General features: G+C 59.0%; 22 protein-coding genes, 1 other RNA gene and 1 riboswitch. Of the genes, 11 read left to right on the top strand and 12 right to left on the bottom strand.

Annotated elements, in window-relative coordinates; all coding sequences use genetic code 11:
- Positions 1-207 precede the first annotated feature (207 nt).
- On the bottom strand, positions 208-1,668 hold the full coding sequence (gene pdxR / locus ACR0D9_RS11680) for a MocR-like pyridoxine biosynthesis transcription factor PdxR (RefSeq protein WP_267363605.1): 1,461 nt from the start codon (positions 1,666-1,668) through the stop codon (positions 208-210).
- Positions 1,669-1,801: 133 nt separating this feature from the next.
- On the opposite strand from pdxR, the gene ACR0D9_RS11675 reads away from it, so the two are divergent.
- Positions 1,802-2,110 (top strand): ArsR/SmtB family transcription factor, encoded by a 309-nt coding sequence (locus tag ACR0D9_RS11675; RefSeq protein WP_209507696.1) that lies wholly within the window; start codon positions 1,802-1,804, stop codon positions 2,108-2,110.
- Positions 2,103-3,134, top strand: coding sequence for a permease (locus ACR0D9_RS11670; protein WP_480488856.1), 1,032 nt, complete (start codon positions 2,103-2,105; stop codon positions 3,132-3,134). The genes ACR0D9_RS11675 and ACR0D9_RS11670 overlap by 8 nt, the downstream gene beginning before the upstream one ends.
- A 54-nt stretch (positions 3,135-3,188) precedes the next feature.
- Here ACR0D9_RS11670 and ACR0D9_RS11665 read toward each other — a convergent pair whose 3' ends face one another.
- Positions 3,189-3,578: a hypothetical protein gene (locus ACR0D9_RS11665; RefSeq protein ID WP_267363610.1), complete on the bottom strand. Its 390-nt coding sequence runs from the start codon at positions 3,576-3,578 to the stop codon at positions 3,189-3,191.
- A gap of 51 nt (positions 3,579-3,629) precedes the next feature.
- Positions 3,630-4,391: a DUF1013 domain-containing protein gene (locus ACR0D9_RS11660; protein ID WP_480484669.1), complete on the bottom strand. Its 762-nt coding sequence runs from the start codon at positions 4,389-4,391 to the stop codon at positions 3,630-3,632.
- Between the two features lie 130 nt (positions 4,392-4,521).
- On the opposite strand from ACR0D9_RS11660, the gene ACR0D9_RS11655 reads away from it, so the two are divergent.
- Positions 4,522-5,151 carry a ribonuclease T2 family protein gene (locus ACR0D9_RS11655; RefSeq protein ID WP_480538869.1) on the top strand — a complete coding sequence of 210 codons (630 nt, stop codon included), beginning with the start codon at positions 4,522-4,524 and terminating at the stop codon, positions 5,149-5,151.
- On the opposite strand, the gene ACR0D9_RS11650 is transcribed toward ACR0D9_RS11655, so the two are convergent.
- Positions 5,148-5,636: a hypothetical protein gene (locus tag ACR0D9_RS11650; protein WP_480538867.1), complete on the bottom strand. Its 489-nt coding sequence runs from the start codon at positions 5,634-5,636 to the stop codon at positions 5,148-5,150. The two genes, ACR0D9_RS11655 and ACR0D9_RS11650, sit on opposite strands and share 4 nt — an antisense overlap.
- 195 nt (positions 5,637-5,831) lie before the next feature.
- On the opposite strand from ACR0D9_RS11650, the gene ACR0D9_RS11645 reads away from it, so the two are divergent.
- Both ACR0D9_RS11645 and ACR0D9_RS11640 read left to right on the top strand, forming a co-directional pair.
- Entirely contained in the window at positions 5,832-6,500 is a 669-nt protein-coding gene (locus ACR0D9_RS11645) for a hypothetical protein (protein ID WP_480538865.1), read from the top strand.
- 88 nt (positions 6,501-6,588) lie between these two features.
- A protein-coding gene (locus tag ACR0D9_RS11640) for an IS630 family transposase (RefSeq protein WP_480538864.1) occupies positions 6,589-7,547 on the top strand; the annotation gives its coding sequence in 2 pieces (ribosomal slippage) (positions 6,589-6,930 and positions 6,933-7,547; 957 coding nt in all).
- 29 nt (positions 7,548-7,576) lie between these two features.
- On the opposite strand, the gene recR is transcribed toward ACR0D9_RS11640, so the two are convergent.
- The 3 genes from recR to ACR0D9_RS11625 form a co-directional block, all read right to left on the bottom strand.
- Positions 7,577-8,170 (bottom strand): recombination mediator RecR, encoded by a 594-nt coding sequence (gene recR / locus ACR0D9_RS11635; protein ID WP_480538862.1) that lies wholly within the window; start codon positions 8,168-8,170, stop codon positions 7,577-7,579.
- A 61-nt stretch (positions 8,171-8,231) separates the two neighbouring features.
- Positions 8,232-8,585, bottom strand: coding sequence for a YbaB/EbfC family nucleoid-associated protein (locus tag ACR0D9_RS11630; protein ID WP_209507712.1), 354 nt, complete (start codon positions 8,583-8,585; stop codon positions 8,232-8,234).
- Positions 8,586-8,774: 189 nt separating this feature from the next.
- A complete protein-coding gene (locus tag ACR0D9_RS11625) occupies positions 8,775-10,538 on the bottom strand; it encodes a DNA polymerase III subunit gamma/tau (protein ID WP_480484673.1) in 1,764 nt (587 codons plus the stop codon).
- A 172-nt stretch (positions 10,539-10,710) separates the two neighbouring features.
- Here ACR0D9_RS11625 and ACR0D9_RS11620 point away from each other — a divergent pair, with 172 nt between their 5' ends.
- Positions 10,711-11,223: a protein-tyrosine phosphatase family protein gene (locus ACR0D9_RS11620; RefSeq protein ID WP_480488864.1), complete on the top strand. Its 513-nt coding sequence runs from the start codon at positions 10,711-10,713 to the stop codon at positions 11,221-11,223.
- Here ACR0D9_RS11620 and ACR0D9_RS11615 read toward each other — a convergent pair.
- Positions 11,215-11,622 carry a hypothetical protein gene (locus ACR0D9_RS11615; protein ID WP_480484675.1) on the bottom strand — a complete coding sequence of 136 codons (408 nt, stop codon included), beginning with the start codon at positions 11,620-11,622 and terminating at the stop codon, positions 11,215-11,217. The genes ACR0D9_RS11620 and ACR0D9_RS11615 overlap by 9 nt on opposite strands.
- A gap of 90 nt (positions 11,623-11,712) precedes the next feature.
- A riboswitch (cobalamin riboswitch) is annotated at positions 11,713-11,931 on the bottom strand.
- Between the two features lie 132 nt (positions 11,932-12,063).
- Between ACR0D9_RS11615 and ACR0D9_RS11610 the strand changes: the two genes are divergently transcribed.
- A complete protein-coding gene (locus tag ACR0D9_RS11610) occupies positions 12,064-12,921 on the top strand; it encodes an alpha/beta hydrolase family protein (RefSeq protein ID WP_480488866.1) in 858 nt (285 codons plus the stop codon).
- 35 nt (positions 12,922-12,956) lie between these two features.
- Here the strand turns inward: ACR0D9_RS11610 and rsgA are convergent, their stop codons facing one another.
- The 3 genes from rsgA to ACR0D9_RS11595 all read right to left on the bottom strand — a co-directional run bounded on the left by rsgA (position 12,957) and on the right by ACR0D9_RS11595 (position 16,151).
- Positions 12,957-13,985, bottom strand: a complete 1,029-nt coding sequence (rsgA, locus tag ACR0D9_RS11605; RefSeq protein ID WP_480488868.1) for a ribosome small subunit-dependent GTPase A — start codon at positions 13,983-13,985, stop codon at positions 12,957-12,959.
- A 158-nt stretch (positions 13,986-14,143) separates the two neighbouring features.
- An RNA gene (ffs, locus tag ACR0D9_RS11600) (signal recognition particle sRNA small type) lies at positions 14,144-14,242 on the bottom strand.
- A gap of 40 nt (positions 14,243-14,282) precedes the next feature.
- On the bottom strand, positions 14,283-16,151 hold the full coding sequence (locus tag ACR0D9_RS11595) for a bifunctional 2',3'-cyclic-nucleotide 2'-phosphodiesterase/3'-nucleotidase (RefSeq protein ID WP_480538860.1): 1,869 nt from the start codon (positions 16,149-16,151) through the stop codon (positions 14,283-14,285).
- 183 nt (positions 16,152-16,334) lie between these two features.
- Here ACR0D9_RS11595 and nudC point away from each other — a divergent pair, with 183 nt between their 5' ends.
- From nudC to ACR0D9_RS11580, 3 genes are read left to right on the top strand one after another with little or no spacing between them, the layout of a single operon-like run.
- A complete protein-coding gene (gene nudC / locus ACR0D9_RS11590; protein WP_480538859.1) occupies positions 16,335-17,318 on the top strand; it encodes an NAD(+) diphosphatase in 984 nt (327 codons plus the stop codon).
- A 38-nt stretch (positions 17,319-17,356) separates the two neighbouring features.
- Positions 17,357-17,824: an SRPBCC family protein gene (locus tag ACR0D9_RS11585; protein WP_480538857.1), complete on the top strand. Its 468-nt coding sequence runs from the start codon at positions 17,357-17,359 to the stop codon at positions 17,822-17,824.
- Positions 17,814-18,329, top strand: a complete 516-nt coding sequence (locus tag ACR0D9_RS11580; RefSeq protein ID WP_480538855.1) for an N-acetyltransferase family protein — start codon at positions 17,814-17,816, stop codon at positions 18,327-18,329. The genes ACR0D9_RS11585 and ACR0D9_RS11580 overlap by 11 nt, the downstream gene beginning before the upstream one ends.
- A 118-nt stretch (positions 18,330-18,447) precedes the next feature.
- Here the strand turns inward: ACR0D9_RS11580 and ACR0D9_RS11575 are convergent, their stop codons facing one another.
- Positions 18,448-19,281 carry a prephenate dehydratase gene (locus ACR0D9_RS11575; RefSeq protein ID WP_209507731.1) on the bottom strand — a complete coding sequence of 278 codons (834 nt, stop codon included), beginning with the start codon at positions 19,279-19,281 and terminating at the stop codon, positions 18,448-18,450.
- A 120-nt stretch (positions 19,282-19,401) separates the two neighbouring features.
- Here ACR0D9_RS11575 and ACR0D9_RS11570 point away from each other — a divergent pair, with 120 nt between their 5' ends.
- Complete coding sequence (locus ACR0D9_RS11570; RefSeq protein ID WP_480538875.1) at positions 19,402-19,914, top strand: c-type cytochrome; 513 nt, start codon at positions 19,402-19,404, stop codon at positions 19,912-19,914.
- The last annotated feature ends 49 nt before the right edge of the window (positions 19,915-19,963 follow it).

Here is a 19,963-nt window from a genome sequence, read left to right as displayed (position 1 = left end):
CAGAGCCAATGATCCCAAACGCATGTTCAATACCATGCATCTGCAAAACCTTAACAAAGGCCTCTTCCGTCGTCATCTTCATAGGGGTGTTCTCCAAGCAAGAGTGAGAAAACCGGGCACCGGGACCCGGGGGTTGATATGGTTTTGGCGTAAGGGTGCGACCTGCGTTAGGGCCAGACGCGTCTGCGGAATATGTCCAGTGCGATCTCAGGCAGACCGGATGGCATCCGCGATCAGTTCGACGCCGGGGCCTATGCGGTTGGTCGAAATAGAAGAGTACCCGAGGCGGTAGAAATTCTGCGGCCTGTCGGGCCCCGAGAAAAACGGAGCACCCGGTTCGATATGAACACCCTGGTTCTGCAGCTTTAGCGCAAGCTGCGTTGTGTTGACGTGCTCGGGGGCCGACATCCACATTGATGAGCCACCCATTACGCCCCGCCCGGCCACTGTCAGCCCGCTTTCTTCGATGGCTTTGTCCATCGCATCGCGCCGCTCTTGCAGGGCTTTCGACATACGTCGGATCTGAGCGTCGTAATGGCCCAATGACAGAAAATACGCTGCCGTGCGCTGAATATGACCCGGAGGGTGGCGCAGGACCAACGAGCGAAGAGCACGTGCTTCGCGGATGAAAGGCTCGGATCCGACCATGTATCCAAGCCGCAATCCCGGAAACAGCGACTTGGAAAAACTGCCGACGTAAATCACGCGCCCATCCCGATCCATGGACTTGAGTGCAGGCGAAGGTGCGCTGCGAAAGGCCATTTCGAATTCATAGTCGTCCTCGACAACCATTGCATCCAGATCGCGTGCCCGATCCAGTAGCTTGTTGCGGCGGTCGATCGGCATCGTCGCGGTTGTCGGGCTTTGATGGCTGGGGGTGGTAAAGATGACATCTGCTTCGTCGGGGATCGCTTCTGGTGGCAAGCCGTCGCGATCGACGCTCAGGGGGGTCACAGCGCAGTCCCAGTGGTTCAAAAGGCTTCGCAGCGCGTAGTAGCAGGGATCTTCGATTACGGCCGTGCGTTTGTGTGTCAGCAAGATGCGTGAGGCCAGCCAAAGCGCGTTCTGCGCGCCCAGGGTGATCAAGATCTCTTCGGGGCGGGCGACGATACCACGGCGCGGCAGGGTGTGGCGCGCGATGAATTCGATTAGCAACGGATCATCCTGATCCACGTAATCCCCTGTCAGCGAATCGAAGTCTTTGTGCCCCAATGCGCGAACCGCGCATAATCTCCAGTTGGCGTGATCAAACAGGGTTCGGTCGGCCTGACCGTAGATGAACGGATAGCGGTATTCGCGCCAATTGCTGGGTTTCGGCAGGACGTCGCTGTCCAGAAAGCGGCGCGCCAATGCCCTGTCCCAGTCGACAGATTCTGTGCCGCGCTGCACGGGCGAGTATTTGGGCGGAACCGGTGCGTTTTGCGAGACGTAATATCCTGACCGGCCCTTTGCCGTCAGATAATCATTGGCCAGCAACTCGGTATAGGCAAGCGTCACCGTGATGCGGCTGACGCCCAGATGTGCGGCCAGCTTTCGCGAGGATGGCAGTTTTTCCCCCACGTGAAAGCGACCGGACAGAATGCCCTCGGCAATCATCTGCTGGATCTGGGCCTGCAACGTGCCCTGACCGTTGAGCTCAAGAAAGAATGTTTCGACCGATATCCCCATGCCTGCTTATAGGTTGGACTTAAGGCAGGGGCAATCTGGACTTACAGTGTCATGAATAATTTTCCCAAGGTGGGTTGACCAGGGTCCTTTGTGAAACTACAAAACTAGAGATCTAGTTTAATGGAGGCAACTCATGTGGGAAACTGCTGCTGCCGGATTTTCCGCCATGGGTTCGGAAGCCCGGCTGAAAGTCCTCAAGACGCTAGTGCGGGCTGGTGAGGCCGGTCTGACCGTTGGCGAAATCCAGAACCGGACGGGGATTGCCCCGTCGACTTTGGCGCACCACCTGCGGTTTCTTGCAGCCGGAGGTGTGGTTGAGCAGGAAAAGATCGGTCGCACCACGATCAACCGGGCCTGTTATGACGAATTGAAGACGCTGGCGCAGTTCATTCTTAGCGAATGCTGCGCTGACGCGGTTGGAAAGGCGGCCAACGATGGCTGAATTGACGCAATCGCCCCGACTGACCGCCAAAGGTGCGCTTGAGATGATCAAGACACCCTGGGCATTGATCATGGTCATTTTTGTGGCGGTGGCCGTTCTCGACCCCGGCAACCTGCGTGAGGTTGCGAGTTTTGCAGTCAGGGCCTTGGCGCATACAGGACAATACATCCTGTTTGCTGTGCTTCTGTTGTCATATCTCAAGGCAACCGGGGCCGAGGTGATGGTGGCGCGCGCTTTTGAAGGGCGCGAAACCCGGATGATCTTTCTGGCCGCCCTGTTCGGCGGACTTGCACCATTTTGTTCTTGCGAAGTCATTCCCTTTATTGCGGGCTTGCTTGCACTCGGAGCGCCGCTGTCGGCCGTGATGGCGTTCTGGCTCAGCTCGCCGTTGATCGACCCGCCGACGCTTTTGATTACGGCTGCCGCGCTGGGATGGCCCTTTGCCATCGGTAAGGCGGTTGCCGCCGTTGCGCTTGGCCTGTTCGGCGGGTTCGCGGTTCGGTTACTGATGCGGCAGGGGGCATTTGCCCAGCCCTTGCGCGAATACAAACCTGCCGGGTGTTGCGGATGTGGTCCGAAAGCGGATGACAAGCCGGTCTGGAAGTTCTGGCAAGAGCCCGAGCGTCGCGTTCGGTTTCGTTCGGAATTCGTACACAACGGGCTGTTCCTGCTGAAGTGGCTGGCACTGGCCTATGTGCTCGAAGCTTTGTTGGTCAACTATGTGCCTGCGGACCTGATCGCTGGCGTCGTTGGCGGAGAAGGCGTGCTGCCGATCATCGTTGCTTCTCTGGTGGGGATGCCGGCCTATCTGAACTCTTACGTCGCGCCGCCGCTGCTGGCGGGTCTGATCGATCAGGGCATGACCGCGGGGGCTGCGATGTCGTTCATGGTTGCCGGTGCCGTCAGTTCCATACCGGCGATGGCCGCAGTCTGGTCATTGGTCAAACCGCGCGTGTTTGCGACTTACCTGAGCCTTGGTGTGGGGGGCGCAATAATCGCAGGCATCATCTTTCAGGTGGTATGAACGAAAAAGCCGCCCGGTGTCAGCATCGGGCGGCTTTTTCGTTGGATATCTCGATCAACCGGATTCGCAGAGACGGGGCAGTTTGAACCGATACCGGGCTTCGCCGCTTTTGACGTAAATGCGTTTTTCCACGCAGGCCGTCGTTCCAACGGTTTGTGAAATCTGCGACTCGGTCGACGTAATCGACGTGGCCGATCCATCGGGCAAGCGAACCGAGGCTACGACGCCGTTCTTCAGGTCCCCGTTCACCGGGGTTGCGGACAGAACCGGTACGATCAGGAAAGCCTCGTGTTCGTGTTCGCCTTCGTCCCCCAGCAGAAACAAGGTGGTGACGATGGCGATCATGACAACACCACCCGCCAGACCCAGCCCCCATGTCCTGAGAAAGGCGTAGATCGTTACGGCGCGGTGCGGGCCGAAAATCGCAGAAAGAATGCTCAGCATGACAAGTCCGTCCAAAAAGCCCCAGCCGTTCCGACCGGGGCTGATTGTCTGTTACAGACGAGGATCATCCTCGTCTTCATCATCCGCCCCGCCTTTGGGCAGGTTGAAGAAACTGTCGGCGTCGATGATAGGCTCGTCGTCTTTTTCATCCGACCGATCATCGGACAGCGAGAAGGTTTCCAGACCTTCGATCGCGGTCGGGATTTTCGGCGCAGCGTCCATTTCCAGCGACTGCTCGGTCGAAACCAGCTTGCGACGCTCGTCATCGCTCATCACGCCGCCTTCGGCCGCTTTCTTGGCAGCGGCCTTCTGCACGATCGCATCCAGTTCGGACTGTTTGCACAGGCCCAACGCAACCGGGTCGATCGGCTGCATGTTTGAGATGTTCCAGTGCGTGCGCTCGCGGATCGACTGGATGGTCGGCTTGGTGGTGCCAACCAGCTTGGCGATCTGGCCGTCGCTGAGTTCGGGGTGGAACTTGACCAGCCACAGGATCGAGTTCGGACGGTCCTGACGCTTGGACAGCGGGGTATACCGCGGGCCACGGCGCTTTTCTTCGCCGGATGCCGCCGGGTTGAACTTGAGCTTCAGCTTGTGCAGCGGGTTGTTCTGCGCGGCGTCGATCTCATCCTGAGTCAGCTGGTTGTTTGCGATCGGGTCAAAGCCCTTTACGCCTGCGGCCACATCGCCATCGGCGATGCCCTGCACTTCCAGTTCGTGCATCCCTACGAAATCCGCGATCTGCTTGAAGCTGATCGTGGTGTTGTCCACCAGCCATACGGCGGTTGCCTTGGCCATAAGCGGTTTTGCCATCAGCCCGTCTCCTATACATACATCTTTCCCGTCGCCGGAATTCGGCGGCCCCTTGGTCTTGGGGCAGGTTTCCGTTGTCGGGGAACTTGGCCCGTATATAGTCGCCACGCAGCAAGAAGGGAAGAGGCGAATGCGCTGGGTCGTATTGTGGGTCTTCAGCGCGATGATAGCGCTGGCCGAAGGTGAAAAAGCAGGTGAGTTCGACTATTACGTCCTGTCTCTCAGCTGGTCGCCCAACTGGTGCGCCCGTGAAGGGGACGCGCGCGGGTCAGACCAATGTGACGACCGGCACGACCACGGATGGATCCTGCACGGGCTCTGGCCGCAATTTCATCAGGGCTGGCCATCCTTCTGCCGCTCGCCCGAGGCGCCGCCAACACGCCGCATGACGCGGGAAATGGAAGATATTCAGGGTAGTGCGGGCCTTGCATGGCATCAGTGGAAGAAACACGGCACCTGTTCGGGGCTATCTGCGCCCGACTATTTCGCCCTGTCCCGGCGTGCCTATGACGCTGTCGAACGCCCGCAGGTCTTCCGCAAGCTGGACGCATCCGTTAAACTGCCGGCTTCGGTGGTCGAGGATGCGTTTTTGAAAGCCAATCCGGAACTGGAGCGCGATATGATCACGGTCACCTGCAAACAGGGCTATATCGAAGAGGTCCGCCTATGCCTGTCGCGCGACCTTGATCCGGTGCCATGCGGCCGCGATGTAATTCGCGACTGCACCGCCAAGGACGCGCTGTTCGATCCGATTCGCTAGAGCTTCTTGTTCTGGCAGTCCCGCGCATAGTCCAGCGCCTTGGCGGTGCCTTTCAGATCAATCGCCATCACCACCTCGCCTGCGGGATTGTAAACCGTCATCGTCTTGTTCTGGGCAATCGCGGTGACGAAATTCCGGTCGGTAAAAAACACCGTCGCACCGGGCACTTTGCGTTCATTGAACCCGATAGCGGTGGCATCAAAGCTCTTGCCGTCCAGTTCGAACCGGATGGGATAGCTCTCACCTTGCTTAATGTCGCCCCAGGCCTTGTTGTAAACGGCGAAATACCCGCGATTATCCAATGCGTCATAGCCCAGCCGCACTACCGAGAGATCCTGATACACCGTCTGGATCAGACACCCGTTCCCAAGCGCGGGGTCCATCATGATGTTCCAGCCTTCAACAAAGCCCTTGTCCACAAGGTCCTGCGACAGGCCAGCGGTTGCGGTGAAGGCGGCGAGGGTGAAGGCGAGAAGTCGGGTCACAATTGGTCTCCAGTATTGAGTAACTTGTTTGCCGCAACCCTATTTGACGTGCTGGACCAAACAAAGGGGTCATCTGCCTTAGAAATTACTAATTTTCTTTTGATCCTACCCGCTCAGATTTACATTTGCTAAAATGAAATCCAAAGCCATTTGTTCCGATCAATGCCTCTCGATACTTTGACGAGACAATACTGGATGTCAGCATTCAAAAGTCTATTTGTAGCTTGTTTCTTAACCTCTTCGGTCATTCTGGACAGGGCGGGGTTCGCTGAAGTCAGCGGCAAGTTCCAATTTGACGCCGAATCCTACTGCGAAACGCATGGGTGTAAGAAAGGCCCATCACTTTTTGATCCACCAATCTTGGATCATGAGTGGCAACCTTTTGAAAGCTCAGACCTGTTGGTTTGGGGCGCGGACGTTTGTCTCGGGTATTTTCTGACCAAAGATGAGAGCGCGTGGAATGGCGGCATGACAGAAGACAAAGTTGGCGACAAACATGGGATCTATGTAGTCTTAGGCGATTTCTTGGCGCGGGTTCACATCTTCGACTGGCCTCCCATAGATGCCGCCAGCCCATATTCCGAATATGGGGTTTTTCAGTGCGAAACTACGAGCCAGCCTGAATACAAGCTGGACGCCGAGCGCAGCACAGAACTGAAAAAGTGGGTCGAGTTCAGGCTGACAAAGGAGGAAGGATGGGTCGGAAGCATCGAAAGCTTCACCGGGTACCTGAAAGGACTATTTAGGAGTGATGCTCTCGGTCTAACGATTCATTTCGAAAACTACAGTGGAGCGCGCGTCCGGTTTGAAGCGGACTATTGGGGGCCGCCGGTGCTGATTGACGAAACTGACGGGCTTTATTGATGTGCTAAAGCGTCCGACGCAAAACCTGAATCGTGAGGGATTCCCAAAAGCGCTGATTTGTGATTCATCCTGTTTGGGAGGATGGATCATGTCAGCACCTTTACCGAATGCGCTGCGGGCTCGGTTTCAGAAGTTGGTTGAAGAAGGGTTAAGTGGTCGCGCGGCGGCGTTGCGCTTGAAGCTCTCGCCGGCCACCGGGGCACGTTGGGGTCTTGCGATCCGACGAACCGGACAAGCCAGAGCTGCGCCTCAGGGTCGTCCGCGCGGCAATGGTAAGCTTGATCCGCATCGCACCTTTCTGATCGAACTGATTGACCAGAACGGCGATATGACCATGCCCGAACTGGCCGGTGCGCTGGCGGATGCGACTGGCGTTCAGGCGCACCCCGATGCAATTGGCCGGTTCCTTCGTAAGCTGGGCTTCACGTACAAAAAAAGACATTGGTCGCGACGGAGCGACGCCGCGCAAGGGTAAGAAAGCAGCGCGACCATTGGTTCAAACACCGCCTGCCAGCCGTGTCGGCCCGACCGGATCACGTTGTCTTTATTGACGAGACTTCTGTCAAAACCAATCTGACCCGCCAGCGTGGCTGGTCTCAGAGAGGCGAGCGGCTGGTCATGGATGCGCCCTTTGGGTCATGGAGCACACAGACCTTCATCGCAGGCCTCAGCGCCGACGCGCTGATTGCACCTTGGGTCATCAAGGGCGCAATGGATGGCGAAGCTTTTGCGGCCTACGTCGAGCAGGTGCTGGTACCGGAACTGGAGCCAGGCACCGTTGTCATTCTGGACAACCTTGCCACGCACAAGAATGCCGCCGCTGCCAAAGCCATGCGCAACGCCGGATGCTGGTTCCTGTTCCTGCCGCCCTACAGCCCCGATCTCAGCCCCATCGAGATGGCGTTTTCGAAACTCAAAGCGCACCTGCGCAGGATCGGGGCGCGAACATTCACCGACATGTTCCACGCTCTCACGGAAATCTGTGACCTCTTCTCACCCGAAGAGTGTTGGAACTACTTCAAGGCTGCCGGATATGTCTCAGGTTAAAGGTCGAGTGCTTTAGTGTCTACAACCGGCTACAATTCCTTTCGCGCCCTGAGCGCCGCCGTGATCGTTCCGTCATCCAGATAATCCAACTCTCCGCCGATGGGCACGCCTTGCGCCAGTGAGGTCAGGCGCACCTGGCCTTCCAGCTGATCGGCGATGTAATGGGCGGTGGTCTGGCCGTCGACGGTGGCGTTCAGGGCAAGGATCACTTCGGTGATCCCTTCGGCCAGGACCCGATCCCTGAGGCGAGGAATGCGCAGCTCGTCCGGGCCGATACCGTCCAGTGCAGACAGTGTGCCACCCAGCACGTGATAGCGGCCTTTGAAGACCCCTGACCGTTCCATCGCCCAAAGGTCGGCGACGTCCTCGACCACGCAGAGTTCGCCGGTCGCTCGGGCCTCGCTATTGCATATGTCACAGATATCCGTGGTGCCCACATTGCCGCAATTCAGGCATTCGCGGGCGGTGACGGCCACTTGCTGCATGGCGTCTGACAGGGGCGTCAGCAGCAGAGCGCGTTTGCGGATCAGGTGCAGCACCGCGCGGCGGGCCGAGCGCGGGCCCAACCCCGGCAGTTTGGCCATCAGGTCGATCAGATTGTCGATTTCGCTGTTCGTGCCCATGGCCTGTCCTGCTTTGCGCCGGAGGGAGCCTCCGGCGGGAGTATTTGGGAAAAGATGAAGCTCAGAACGGTAGCTTGATGTCTTTGGGCAGGCCCATGCTTTCGGTCAGCTTGCCCATCTCTTCCTGTGAACGTTCGGCGGCTTTGGCCTGAGCATCCTTGATGGCAGCCAGGATCAGGTCTTCGACCACTTCCTTGTCATCGCCGTTGAAGATCGACGGGTCGATGTCCAGCCCCTTGAGTTCACCCTTGGCTGTGGCCGTTGCCTTGACCAGCCCTGCACCGGATTCGCCGACAACCATCATGTTGTTCAGCTCTTCCTGCATTTCGGTCATCTTGGTTTGCAGGTCTTGTGCGGATTTCATCATCTTTGCCATGTCGCCCAGTCCGCCAAGCCCGCCGAGTCCTTTCAGCATCAGTCGTCTCCTGTGTTTCTGTTTGGTTCTAAATACGGACCGCAGGCAGGTGGCACAAGAGGTCTCCCGCCTGTCCAGATCAGAGCGTCGCGGACCGATCATTTATGTGCCTGCAATCCCTCCCTCAGTTGCATGGTGGAGGGGCGTGAGTATGCCGGTTTCTTGAAACGTGGACCCACGGGCTGAGGCCTAATCCTCTTCGAACGGGTCCCATTCCTCTTCGACTTCGGGAAGGGCTTCGGTCACAACCTTGGCGGCGCGCTGCTCCGGTGTTTCGATCCGAATGATCTTTGCCTTGGGGAATTGCGTCAGCACGGCCTGAACCAGCGGGTGTTCTTCGGCCTCGGCTTTCAGGGCCAGCTCGGCCCGGTCCCGCACTTCCGCGATGGTCGCGGCATCCCCGTCCGAGACAATGGAGACGGCCCATCGATTGCCGGTCCAGCGTTGCAGGGCAGAGCCCAATCGCGACGCCAGATCCGACGGTGCCTGAGGTGTCTGGGTGAATTCGATCCGGCCAGGCTGGTACGACACAAGGCGCACGCCGCTTTCCACCTCGACAAGCAGTTTCACATCGCGGTTTGTGCGGATCAGTTCCACCACATGCCCGAAGGTTGGATAGCGGGCCAGGGCCGTCTGTGCATCCTGCGCCAGTGCAGCAACCGGTGCGCCACCCGCGCCGCGCGGGGGCGATGTATAGGCAGGCGGCGGGGTCGCGTTGGATTGCGTTGCCACCGGGGCCTGCCGGGACGGTGACATGCCCCCGCCCGGCCCGCCGGGTGGCGAAGGTGGGGCGTCTTGCAGCCGTTTGATCAGCTCTTCGGGGCTGGGCAAATCGGCGACATGCGTCAGTCGGATAACAGCCATTTCGGCGGCCATCATCGCGTTGGGCGCGGCAGAGACTTCCTCCAGCGCCTTCAGCAGCATTTGCCACATCCGGGTCAGAACCCGCATTGGCAAGGCCTCGGCCATGTGCTGGCCCCGTGTGCGTTCGTCGGGGGAAACCGTCGGGTCCTGGGCCGCGTCAGGTGTGATCTTTACGACGGACACCCAATGCGTGATTTCGGCCAGATCGCGCAGCACGGCCAGAGGGTCTGCGCCTTCCGCATATTGACCGCTCAGTTCAGTGAGCGCCCCTGCCGCGTCACCGCGCAGGATCATGTCCATCAGGTCCAGAACCCGTCCACGATCGGCCAGACCCAGCATCGCACGGACCTGATCTGCCGTCGTCTCTCCGGCCCCGTGCGAGATTGCCTGATCCAGCAATGAGGTCGCGTCGCGGGCCGATCCTTCTGCGGCGCGGGTGATCAACGCCAGCGCATCGTCAGCGATCTGCGCGCTCTCGGCCCCGGCGATCTTGCGCAGCAGGCCGATCATGTCTTCGGGCTCGATCCGGCGCAGGTCAAAGCGCTGACACCGCGACAGAACCGTGACCGGCACTTTGCGAATCTCGGTGGTCGCGAAGATGAATTTCACATGTGCGGGCGGTTCCTCGAGCGTCTTGAGCAGCGCGTTGAATGCGCTGGTCGAGAGCATGTGAACCTCGTCGATGATGTAGATCTTGTAGCGTGCACTGGCGGCGCGATAGCGGACACTGTCGATGATCTCGCGGATATCGTTGACGCCGGTACGGCTGGCCGCATCCATTTCCATCACATCGACATGGCGACCTTCCATGATTGCGACGCAATGCTCGCACTGACCGCAAGGCTCGGTTGTCGGTCCTCCGGTTCCATCCGGTCCGATGCAGTTCATGCCTTTGGCGATGATCCGCGCCGTGGTGGTTTTTCCCGTTCCGCGAATGCCGGTCATGATAAAGGCCTGCGCAATCCGGTCGGCCTCGAAGGCGTTTTTTAGGGTGCGCACCATAGCATCTTGACCCACCAGGTCGGCAAAGGTTTCCGGGCGGTATTTGCGGGCGAGAACCTGATAGGCGGGGCTTGGTGTGTCTGTCATGTCTTCTCGCTCGGATTCGGTGCTTCGGCACAGCGTAGTGGCGGCGGCACTCCGCGTCCACTGTGGGGCGTGATGATTTTTTGTTTCAGAAACGGGCTGGTTTCCAACTAAACTGGTCCAGCGGATTTAATGACTCATTTCTTAAAGAGTACCTTGGGGGAGGACGCACTTCATGTCGCAGCTGGTCATTTTTGCTCTGCAGGTCGGAGGCGGAACGCTTGCCCTTACTTCAATGCCCGGGCGTGGCGGGGATTACGTCGGCGATCTGGATATGATTGCGGCTTGGAAACCGGGCCTTGTGATTTCAATGACGACGGATGTTGAAATGCTTCAGGATGGCGCGCAGCACTTTGGCAGCGACATCCAAAGCCGTGCCAGCCGGTGGGTTCACCTGCCGATCGAAGATTTTGGAGCACCGACGCAGGCGGTTCAGAAGGCCTGGCCAGAGGTCAGCGCCACGGCCCGACATGCGCTGTCGGGCGGTGGCCGGGTTCTTGTGCATTGCCGTGGGGGGTGCGGCAGATCCGGGATGATTGTTCTGCGACTGATGGTTGAATGCGGTGAACGCGCCAGCGACGCACTGGACCGCCTGCGGGCCGTGCGCCCCTGCGCTGTCGAAACCGATGCGCAGCTGGCCTGGGCGTCCCGGATCACCCCGGCACAGGTGGAAGTGGGATCAAGCTGACAGCTGCTGGGGTGCGTAGCCGGTTTTCCGGGGCCGGATCGTTGAAACCTCGATCATGGCGCAAGGCGGGTTCGCGACAATGCCCGAGGGCAGCGTGCTGAATGTAGGTCCGAAGATCAAATCGGCATAGGCATCAAGGTCCCGAATTGCCGTATCAGGGTGCGCCCCGCAGAAAACGCGAACGCTGTCGGATCGCGCTCGGATCGTTGCCATGCACCCTTCCGCGCAATGTGACAGCGCGCTGTTGCCTTCAAATTCGAAATCTTCGCTGGTGGCCGAAACCGCCTGCGCCATGGCTTCGGAAATCGAGCGGGCCAGTCGCGCCAAAGCCGGGCAGGTATTGCCCGTCCGCTGGCACACAGTTGCGCTGTATTCGTGTGACTTTGTCTTCCAGATCATCCTGCGCCCTCCGCGCGTGGTGGGCTGGATATTGGGGCAGGTGGGACAGCATCTCGCTGTCAGGACCTGCCCGGACACCCCGCCCGAGTTTCGGTTTCAGTTCCGATGGCAGGTCTCCTGACTTGCGGGTCATTGCTCTGCCGACCTTCCCAGCCCGTGGGCCAGTGGTATTTCGGCATTGCTTACCGCTTACAGTTGCGGGGGCAGTCGCGGACTTGGTTGATATCTGTGTGACCAGACAAACCGCACCGTGTTCCCTTTTCATCCCGACCTCTTGTGGGGGCCGGAAACCATCACACAACCGCTAGCGCCTGATCGCGTTCCGAGTCAAGCCGATCTTTAGGCCGGACGTTTGGTCATGCTGGATGCGGTTTACGTTCCGGCTTAGTTTCGTCGGCATCGAAGGCAGGCAAACCATTGTTTCAGCGAAAGCCGGGGATCATGTTGGATACGGAACAGACGGTGTTGATCGAAGATTTCCGCTTTCCGTCAGGGTCCGTGACCTTGTCGGCACGGCTGTACCGGCCAGTGGGTGAGCCGGAAACCGTTGTCGTACTTAACAGTGCCACGGGTGTGCCGCGTGACTATTATCAACACTTTGCGCGATGGCTGGCTACCGAGCGGGGGATAGCTTGCCTGACCTATGACTATCGGGACTACGGGCTTTCTTTGGTCGGCCGCCTGAAAGACGCAACTGCAACAATGGCGGATTGGGCGTTGATCGATATGCCAGCGGCACGGGCCGAAATGCGCAGGCGGTTTCCAAAGGCGCAGCAGTGGACCATCGGCCATTCCGTCGGTGCGATGCTGGGGCCGGTGCAGCCGGATATCGACCAGATCGACCGAATGATCGGTGTGTGTTCGGGGCTGGTGACTTTGAAAGATCACCCATGGCCCTATCGGGGGTTGGCAGGGCTGTTCTGGTATGGCCATGCACCGCTGATGGTGCGGGCACTTGGCTATCTACCCGGCAAAGCAATCGGGTTTGGTTCGGACCTGCCCGCCTCGGTCTACTGGCAATGGCGCAAATGGTGTACAGCCCCTCTTAGCTACGTTCCCGAGATCGGGCAGAATTTGCCTGATGCGCATTGGGGCAGTTCTGGAACACCAGTGGATCTGTTCACGTTCGAAGATGACCAGATGGCTCCGCCCGAGGCGGTTTGGCGCCTTGCTGATTTGTATGGCCCCGAGGCCAGACGCCACCTTCTGAAGCCTGCTGAATTCGGACTGCCGGAAATAGGCCATATCGGAGCATTTGCCCGTCGCAATGCAGCGGTCTGGCCGCGCCTGATCGCCTGATCAGACGCGACGCAGGTTTTCCTAACACCTTGCAGTTATGGCCGTTTGCGAAGCTTCTTGTCCTGCATGACACCGCGCACCATCTTGCCGAACGCCTTGTCCCGCGCCCGCGATTGGGCAACGGTTTCCGAGTTTCGCTGATCTTCACGCCGCAGCTTGCGCCAACGGTCCAGCCGCGCCGGATCAAGAACGCCTTCGTCGATTGCGTTCTGCACGGTACAGCCGGGCTCGGTCTCGTGCTGACAATCCGAAAAGCGACAGCTTTGGCCAAGCTCCGTGATGTCCGAGAACACGTTGTCGATCCCGTCCTGAGCGTCTAGCAAACGCAGTGCGCGCATTCCCGGCGTGTCGATCAGCCAGCCACCGTTACCCATCCCGTGCAACGCGCGCACCGTTGTCGTGTGTCTGCCCCGTGCGTCGTCTTCGCGAATTCCAGACGTGGCGAGGTTTTGATCCGTCATGGCGTTGCTGAGCGTCGTTTTACCTACGCCCGACGACCCGACCAGCGCGCCGGTCTGGCCTTTGGGGCACCATGCCAGAACCTTTTCGACATCTGCCGGGTCCAGCGCATTGATCGCCAGCACCGACAGAAAAGGGTCCAGAGATTGCACTTGTCCCGAGAAACTGCCGGGGTCATCCGACTGGTCAGCTTTCGTCAGGACGACGACCGGATAACATCCGGCCTGATGCGCCAGCGCCAGATAACGTTCCAGCCGAGGCAGGTTGAAATCGGCGTTGCACGAGCTGACGATGAACAACACATCGACATTAGCGGCAATCAGTTGTGTTGTGGCACCTGTACCGGCAGCCCTGCGTTGCAGCAGGCTGCGCCGGTCCAGAAGGCGACGTACGCGGTATTCGGCGTCCGCAAGAATCCAATCCCCGACGGCATATGAACCGGTCGGACTATCCGGTGTCAGCAAAGGGATTTCACCATTCGGGCTCAGCCCGATCAGACGGTCCCGATGAACCGAGGTAACGCGAAAGGGCGTGTCGGAAGGAAAAGCCGCGTGTTGCGCGGCAAAGTGAGAGGACCATCCCAGGTCCGAAAGCGTATAAGACATTTATCTGCCTGTTTTCAGAAACAGCAATGCCAACGGATGGCAATCGCGCATCCGCAGGTCGTGTGTTCAGGCAGTCCGGTGATTCCGGTGAATCAGAACCAGTCTGCCCGAAGGGTTTTCACTACAATCATAAAGCCCTCCTGCGGCTGTGGTTCACGAAGTGAGAGGTTGGACATCGACCCAAGCGGGGCTCGTTGTGGCTGCTTCCTTCCGGACCTGACCAGGTTGGCGAGGCGCTCGCCCGCGCCAACCTCTCGAGTCCGAGATATAGGGAAGGCATCGGGAAAAGACAACCCATCAGAGCGTCAGGCGAATGCGTTCAAATCCCCTGCCATCCGAGCCCAGCGACACGGGATCGAACCTGTGCAACTCATCCAGATATTTCAGGGCACCCGGACCTGTGCGAAGAATTGTTGTCACGCCCCGTTGCGGCATCAGCGAGAACGGGTAGGGCTGCGTGGCGATCGGGTCGGGCGGAAGGTGCTGCGCCAGGTAAACCTGCACAAGGTCCTTGATGCTCAGCGGTGGCAGGCTGATCAGCTCAGACGTTGTCGCATGCGGGAAATGCCCGCCTCCGCTGGCGCGGTAATTGTTCAGCGCCATAACGAACATCTGCTCCGGTCGTACGGGACGGCCTGCATATGTCAGATCGCTGATCCGCTTTTGGTCGGGGCGGATTATTTTCCCCTGCGCATCGTAACGAGGCGGCCGCGTGGGATCGATCTGATAAGACAGTCCAAACACGATGTCGAAATTGTACCCGGCCCGTTCAGGGTTGATCAGCTCGGGTTCGGAACCGGGCTTTAACTGGTTGAATACGCTGGCCGACATCTCCAACCAGTCCAGCAAATGCGCGCCGCTGATCCGGATTGCACGCAACTCGTTGGGAAACACATGCAGATCCGCGACATGGCGCAAACATATTTCTCCGGCGGGTACCTCGGTATAATGGCGCGGGCCTGAGCGTCCGCCGGATTTGGCTGGCGAAACAACCGACAAAATCGGCAGATCCGCCAGGTCTGTTCCCTGCAAAAACGGGCGCAGTGCGGCGGCTTGCGCCGCAGCTACAAGGGTCAGCCCGCGATCCGGCGCACAGCAACTGAAATAGCTGTGCAATGTATCCGGGATATGTGCCACCGGTGCGGCAACGGATTGAAGGGTCATACGATGTGCCACCTCACACAAGCCCGCAATTTCACTGTCTTCCCCGACGGCTGTGCCGTTGCTGATAACCGGGCGCAGTTCGACGCAGCAATCCCGGATTTGCACTTTGCCGTCCGGCCCGGCGGTCACGGCCAAATCGATAACCCCCAGGTAAGAGCCCGCTGATCCCGGCATGACAACGGGCGTTCCATGTACCAGCCCCGTCAGGTGATCGACCATCGGGGTAATGGCATGGCCCTCTCCTGGAAGTGTCAGGTGAGTGTGCCCGGCCACAATGGCATCGATGCCTTTGATCGCGGCCAAGGGTATCACGGCGTTTTCCATCCCCGCTACCGGCTCGCTGCCCCCAAGGCCGGAATGAGCAAGCGCGACGATGATATCACACCCCTCGTCGCGCAATGTCTGCGTCAGGGACTTTGCCGCAACCAGGATATCCTCGACGACGATATCGTCATCCAGATTATGCGCCTCCCAACAAGCCGTTTGCGGCGGAAGAACCGAGAAGGCGCCGATGCAAACGGGAATGTCTTCACCGTTCAAAGACACAGTGCGGTCCAGAACGGTGTGTCGCTGCCAGGGCTGTGGGCCGTGCGTGCGATACAGGTTGCTGCAAACGACCGGACAGGGGGCTTGCGTCAGGATGTTGCCCAATGACGCCAGCCCGAACCCGAAATCATGGTTGCCCAGTCCGATTGCGTCATAATCCAGGGCTTGGAACGCTTTCATCATCGGATGGGCGGTGCCACTATTGGCTGCCCAATCGCCCATTGGGGTTCCCTGCAACGAATCCCCGTTGTCAAACATCAGCACCAGCGCGCGTTCGGCCTCTTGTCGGGCAGCGCGGATCAGGCTGGCAGTGCGCGTTAATCCAATCGTCTGGTCTGGCGTGTCGGTGTAATAGTCAAAACCGGTCAGGTTCATATGCAGGTCGGTTGTGGCCAGAATGCGAATTTTCCCACTGTCACCAATGGGCTGTACCTGCGTCGAGAAGGGGATCTTCACTTTGAGTATTCTGCTATTGAATGTGTGTATTGATTAAATCCATCAAAATTCATTCTAGATGATTTTTCCGAGGCCACCATGCGGCTTTTCAGCGGCAGGGTGGTGGATTTTCTACCCCTGAATAGCCATTGCAACACAGGCCGAGACGTGGCAGCCCTGTGCGCAAGATCAAAAGGAAATCCAATGAAAAACGCAGAGCAGGTAACCTTCGGCGGTTCGGGCCTTGACCGGGCGGCGCAGTATCGCGGAGATGCGGACAAGCTGGCCGAGGCGATGCACAACCCGGCCGCCCGCTGTGTCTTGCTGTGGCGTGGAAAACTGCTGGTACAGGGTGAGGGGCTGGACCAGCTTGCCATGATCCCGATGACGCACTCGCTGATCAGCAATGGTCCCGGTGGCGTCATTGAATCCCCAGTGTTTTTGGGTCTGAGCGCTGACAGCGCCCCCGTGTTTGCCGTTGATATTTCCGCATGGACAGCCGAGGGGCTGGATCTGACCAGTCTGGGCGCCTTCGTGGACAAGTCCGAACAACAACACCCGGATTTACCGCAAGGCCACGTGTTTGCCGAACTGCGCCGGATCATGACACGGCTGTCGGCGCGCGACGCGGAACTGGCGGCAACGTCAAAGGCAATAATCGGCTGGCATGAAACGCATCGCTACTGTGCCCGATGTGGTGCCGCCAGCGAGGTGTCGCAGGGGGGATGGCAGCGCAGTTGCCTGTCCTGTGGCGGGCAACACTTTCCGCGCACCGATCCGGTTGTGATCATGTTGATCACGCATGGTGACAGCGTGCTGATGGGCCGGTCTCCGGGCTGGCCTGACGGGATGTTCTCCTTGCTGGCGGGATTTGTTGAGCCCGGCGAAACGCTTGAGGCAGCAGTGCGCCGCGAAGTGATGGAAGAGGCGGGCGTGCCGGTAGGTGCGGTTTCGTACCTGTCCAGCCAGCCCTGGCCGTTCCCGGCCTCATTGATGTTTGGATGTGCGGGTGAGGCGCTGTCACGCGACATCGAGATCGACCCGGTCGAGATAGAAGAGGCGATGTGGGTCAGCAAATCCGAAATGATGCAGGCCTTTGCCGGTGATCATCCTAGGCTATTGCCAGCGCGCAAAGGGGCTATCGCTCATTTTCTGCTTCAGAACTGGCTTGCAGATACTCTGGACTGAGGAAACATTGGCTCAGCAATAAAACAGCAAAGGTCATTATGCAGTTTTCAGCGCGAGAAGATATCGAGGCCCCCATCCAATCGGTGTTCGACATGGTGTCGGATTTTGAACGATTCGAGCGTATGGCAATGCGCCGTGGCATCGATGTGCGCCGTTTGGGCGGTGGCGCGGCGGTGACTGCCGGAACCGAATGGAATACGGAGTTCAAACTGCGCGGAAAGCCGCGTCAGATGTCGGTGGTGATGACGGATTTCTACAGGCCTTCGCAAATGCGATTTGACGCTGCCAGCAAGGGTATCACCGGGTTCACGACCGTGGATTTTCTGGCCCTGTCCCCGCGCCGGACGCGCCTGAGCGTTGAAATGTCACTCGCCGCCAAGTCCCTGCCGGCACGGTTGCTGTTGCAATCTATGAAACTGGGGCAATCCAGATTTCGCAAGCAGTTCCAGGTGCGTCTCAGCGAATTCGCACGCGAGTTGGAGCAGAGGCACCTGCATGGCGGGTAAGACACGAGATCGCACAGCAGGTGCGAGGGGATCGGACCACCTGAGTTTCAAATCCGCATCCGACAGCGATTCCGAAGGGATCGCTGGCGTCCTTCACGATCTGGTCCTGGCTGGCAAGCGGCGCAAAGCCCACGATGTCGATTTTGCCTTAAGGCACTATATTCGCCACCCGGATCAATTGCGGTGTACAATCGCCACGGACCCGAGTGGTCACGTGCTTGGGTTCCAGTCCCTGAAATATGCGGTCGAAAACCACCCCTACGGCGTGTCAGTGGGGTGGGGCGTGATTGGAACCCATATCCGACCGTCAGCCGCCCGGCTTGGGATCGGGCGTGCACTTTTCGCGCACACTCTGGACGCGGCCCTTGCGCATGGTCTCCCTGCTATTGATGCAACAATTGGTGCAGGCAATACCGAAGGTCTGGCCTATTACGAAGCCATTGGTTTCCGGACGTACCGCACGCAAGATGGGTCTGTGTCAAAGGTCTACCGGATTAACCGCTAGAGAGCGACGATTCCAGGCGCAGCGGCGCGGGACGTTGGGAGCCACCGGCATTGCAAACAGCTTCGAAAAAACGGGCAACATCCAAACAAACCCAAAGGAATGCCGTCGCGAACCGTGATTATCCACGCGGATGTGCTGCCGGATAGACGCCCAGAACCTCGACATTGGTCGTGAAATGCTCAAGCTCGTCCATGGCCAGCTGCACGTTGCGGTCTTCGGGATGCCCGACAATATCCGCGTAAAACTGCGTCGCGGTGAAGGAGCCGTCGACCATATAGCTTTCCAGCTTGGTCATGTTGATCCCGTTGGTGGCAAAGCCGCCCATCGCTTTGTAAAGCGCGGCAGGGATGTTGCGGACCTGAAACACAAAGCTGGTGATCATCCCGTGATCGCCCCGGCGGGACAAATCCGTTTCGCGCGACATGACAAGAAAGCGGGTCGTATTGTCGTCATTATCCTCGATATGGCGGGCCAGCACGTTCAGGTTATAGATCTCACCGGCCAGCTCGCTGGCCAGCGCGGCTGAATGCGGATTGCCTTCCTCGGCCACTTCGCGGGCGGCGCGGGCGTTATCGGGGCTGACGCGGCCGCGGATGCCGTGTTCCTTAAGGAAACCCGCACATTGCGGCAGCAGCACCAGATGCGAATGCGCCTCGGTTATGTCTTCCAGTTTTGCACCCGGCACGGCAAGAAGGTTGATATGAACCCGGACAAAGGCCTCATCGATGATATGCAGCCCGCTGTGGGGTAACAGCCGGTGAATATCGGCCACCCGCCCATAGGTCGTGTTCTCGACCGGAAGCATTGCCAGATCCGCATCGCCTGAGCGGACCGATTCGATCACATCCTCGAAAGTGCGGCAGGGCAGGGCTTCCATATCTGGCCGAGCGTTGCGGCAGGCCTCGTGACTGTAGGCGCCGGGTTCCCCCTGAAAAGCAATGCGATTGGTCATTTGGTCGATTCCATGCAACAAGTTCGCGATTTGGTCGTTTCGTCGCGGTGTCTATACCTTGCCTCTCGCAAGGGGAAGCCTTAGACAGCTGCCCAGACAGCTGAAATGGACTCGCGATCAATGTTCGACACGATGACAGTAACCAAGGCCGCCGCAGGCCTGTTCGGCACATTCCTTGTGCTGCTTCTGGCCAAGTGGGGGGCGGATGTCCTCTATTCTTCCGGTGGCCATGGCTCGGCTGAGGCCGCCTACATTATCGAAACCGAAAGCTCAGGCGAAAGCGCCGACGGTGAAGAAGTGGTCTTTGAAGACCTGCTGGCCGCCGCAGACGTCGAGAGCGGCGCAAAAGTGTTCCGCAAATGCACCGCGTGCCACAAGCTGGAAGACGGCGCAAACGGCACCGGCCCTTACCTGTACGGTGTGGTTAATCGCCCCGTCGCCTCGGCCAACGGCTTCACCGGTTACTCGGCCGGTATGCAGGCGCATGGCGGCAACTGGACACCCGAAGCGCTGGATGCCTTCCTGACCAAGCCCGGCGGCTATATCTCGGGCACATCGATGAGCTTTGCCGGCCTGAAAAAGCCGCAGGATCGCGCCGACGTGATTGCCTATCTGCAGACAATCGGCAACTGATTGCCTGACCGATCAGAACCATTCAAAGCCGCTGCCGCAACGCAGCGGC

This window comes from Ruegeria sp. AK11 (genome assembly GCF_056541095.1).
Note: the sequence above shows the minus strand (reverse complement) of the source record. Positions and strands in the feature narration are given on the sequence as shown.

What these genes read in the sequence shown, in the direction of transcription:
- pdxR (WP_267363605.1), bottom strand. Translation starts at nt 1,668, where the DNA reads ATGGGGATATCGGTCGAAACATTCTTTCTTGAGCTCAACGGTCAGGGC.
- ACR0D9_RS11675 (WP_209507696.1), top strand. Translation starts at nt 1,802, where the DNA reads ATGTGGGAAACTGCTGCTGCCGGATTTTCCGCCATGGGTTCGGAAGCC.
- ACR0D9_RS11670 (WP_480488856.1), top strand. Translation starts at nt 2,103, where the DNA reads ATGGCTGAATTGACGCAATCGCCCCGACTGACCGCCAAAGGTGCGCTT.
- ACR0D9_RS11665 (WP_267363610.1), bottom strand. Translation starts at nt 3,578, where the DNA reads ATGCTGAGCATTCTTTCTGCGATTTTCGGCCCGCACCGCGCCGTAACG.
- ACR0D9_RS11660 (WP_480484669.1), bottom strand. Translation starts at nt 4,391, where the DNA reads ATGGCAAAACCGCTTATGGCCAAGGCAACCGCCGTATGGCTGGTGGAC.
- ACR0D9_RS11655 (WP_480538869.1), top strand. Translation starts at nt 4,522, where the DNA reads ATGCGCTGGGTCGTATTGTGGGTCTTCAGCGCGATGATAGCGCTGGCC.
- ACR0D9_RS11645 (WP_480538865.1), top strand. Translation starts at nt 5,832, where the DNA reads ATGTCAGCATTCAAAAGTCTATTTGTAGCTTGTTTCTTAACCTCTTCG.
- recR (WP_480538862.1), bottom strand. Translation starts at nt 8,170, where the DNA reads ATGGGCACGAACAGCGAAATCGACAATCTGATCGACCTGATGGCCAAA.
- ACR0D9_RS11630 (WP_209507712.1), bottom strand. Translation starts at nt 8,585, where the DNA reads ATGCTGAAAGGACTCGGCGGGCTTGGCGGACTGGGCGACATGGCAAAG.
- ACR0D9_RS11625 (WP_480484673.1), bottom strand. Translation starts at nt 10,538, where the DNA reads ATGACAGACACACCAAGCCCCGCCTATCAGGTTCTCGCCCGCAAATAC.
- ACR0D9_RS11620 (WP_480488864.1), top strand. Translation starts at nt 10,711, where the DNA reads ATGTCGCAGCTGGTCATTTTTGCTCTGCAGGTCGGAGGCGGAACGCTT.
- ACR0D9_RS11615 (WP_480484675.1), bottom strand. Translation starts at nt 11,622, where the DNA reads ATGATCTGGAAGACAAAGTCACACGAATACAGCGCAACTGTGTGCCAG.
- ACR0D9_RS11610 (WP_480488866.1), top strand. Translation starts at nt 12,064, where the DNA reads ATGTTGGATACGGAACAGACGGTGTTGATCGAAGATTTCCGCTTTCCG.
- rsgA (WP_480488868.1), bottom strand. Translation starts at nt 13,985, where the DNA reads ATGTCTTATACGCTTTCGGACCTGGGATGGTCCTCTCACTTTGCCGCG.
- nudC (WP_480538859.1), top strand. Translation starts at nt 16,335, where the DNA reads ATGAAAAACGCAGAGCAGGTAACCTTCGGCGGTTCGGGCCTTGACCGG.
- ACR0D9_RS11585 (WP_480538857.1), top strand. Translation starts at nt 17,357, where the DNA reads ATGCAGTTTTCAGCGCGAGAAGATATCGAGGCCCCCATCCAATCGGTG.
- ACR0D9_RS11580 (WP_480538855.1), top strand. Translation starts at nt 17,814, where the DNA reads ATGGCGGGTAAGACACGAGATCGCACAGCAGGTGCGAGGGGATCGGAC.
- ACR0D9_RS11575 (WP_209507731.1), bottom strand. Translation starts at nt 19,281, where the DNA reads ATGACCAATCGCATTGCTTTTCAGGGGGAACCCGGCGCCTACAGTCAC.
- ACR0D9_RS11570 (WP_480538875.1), top strand. Translation starts at nt 19,402, where the DNA reads ATGTTCGACACGATGACAGTAACCAAGGCCGCCGCAGGCCTGTTCGGC.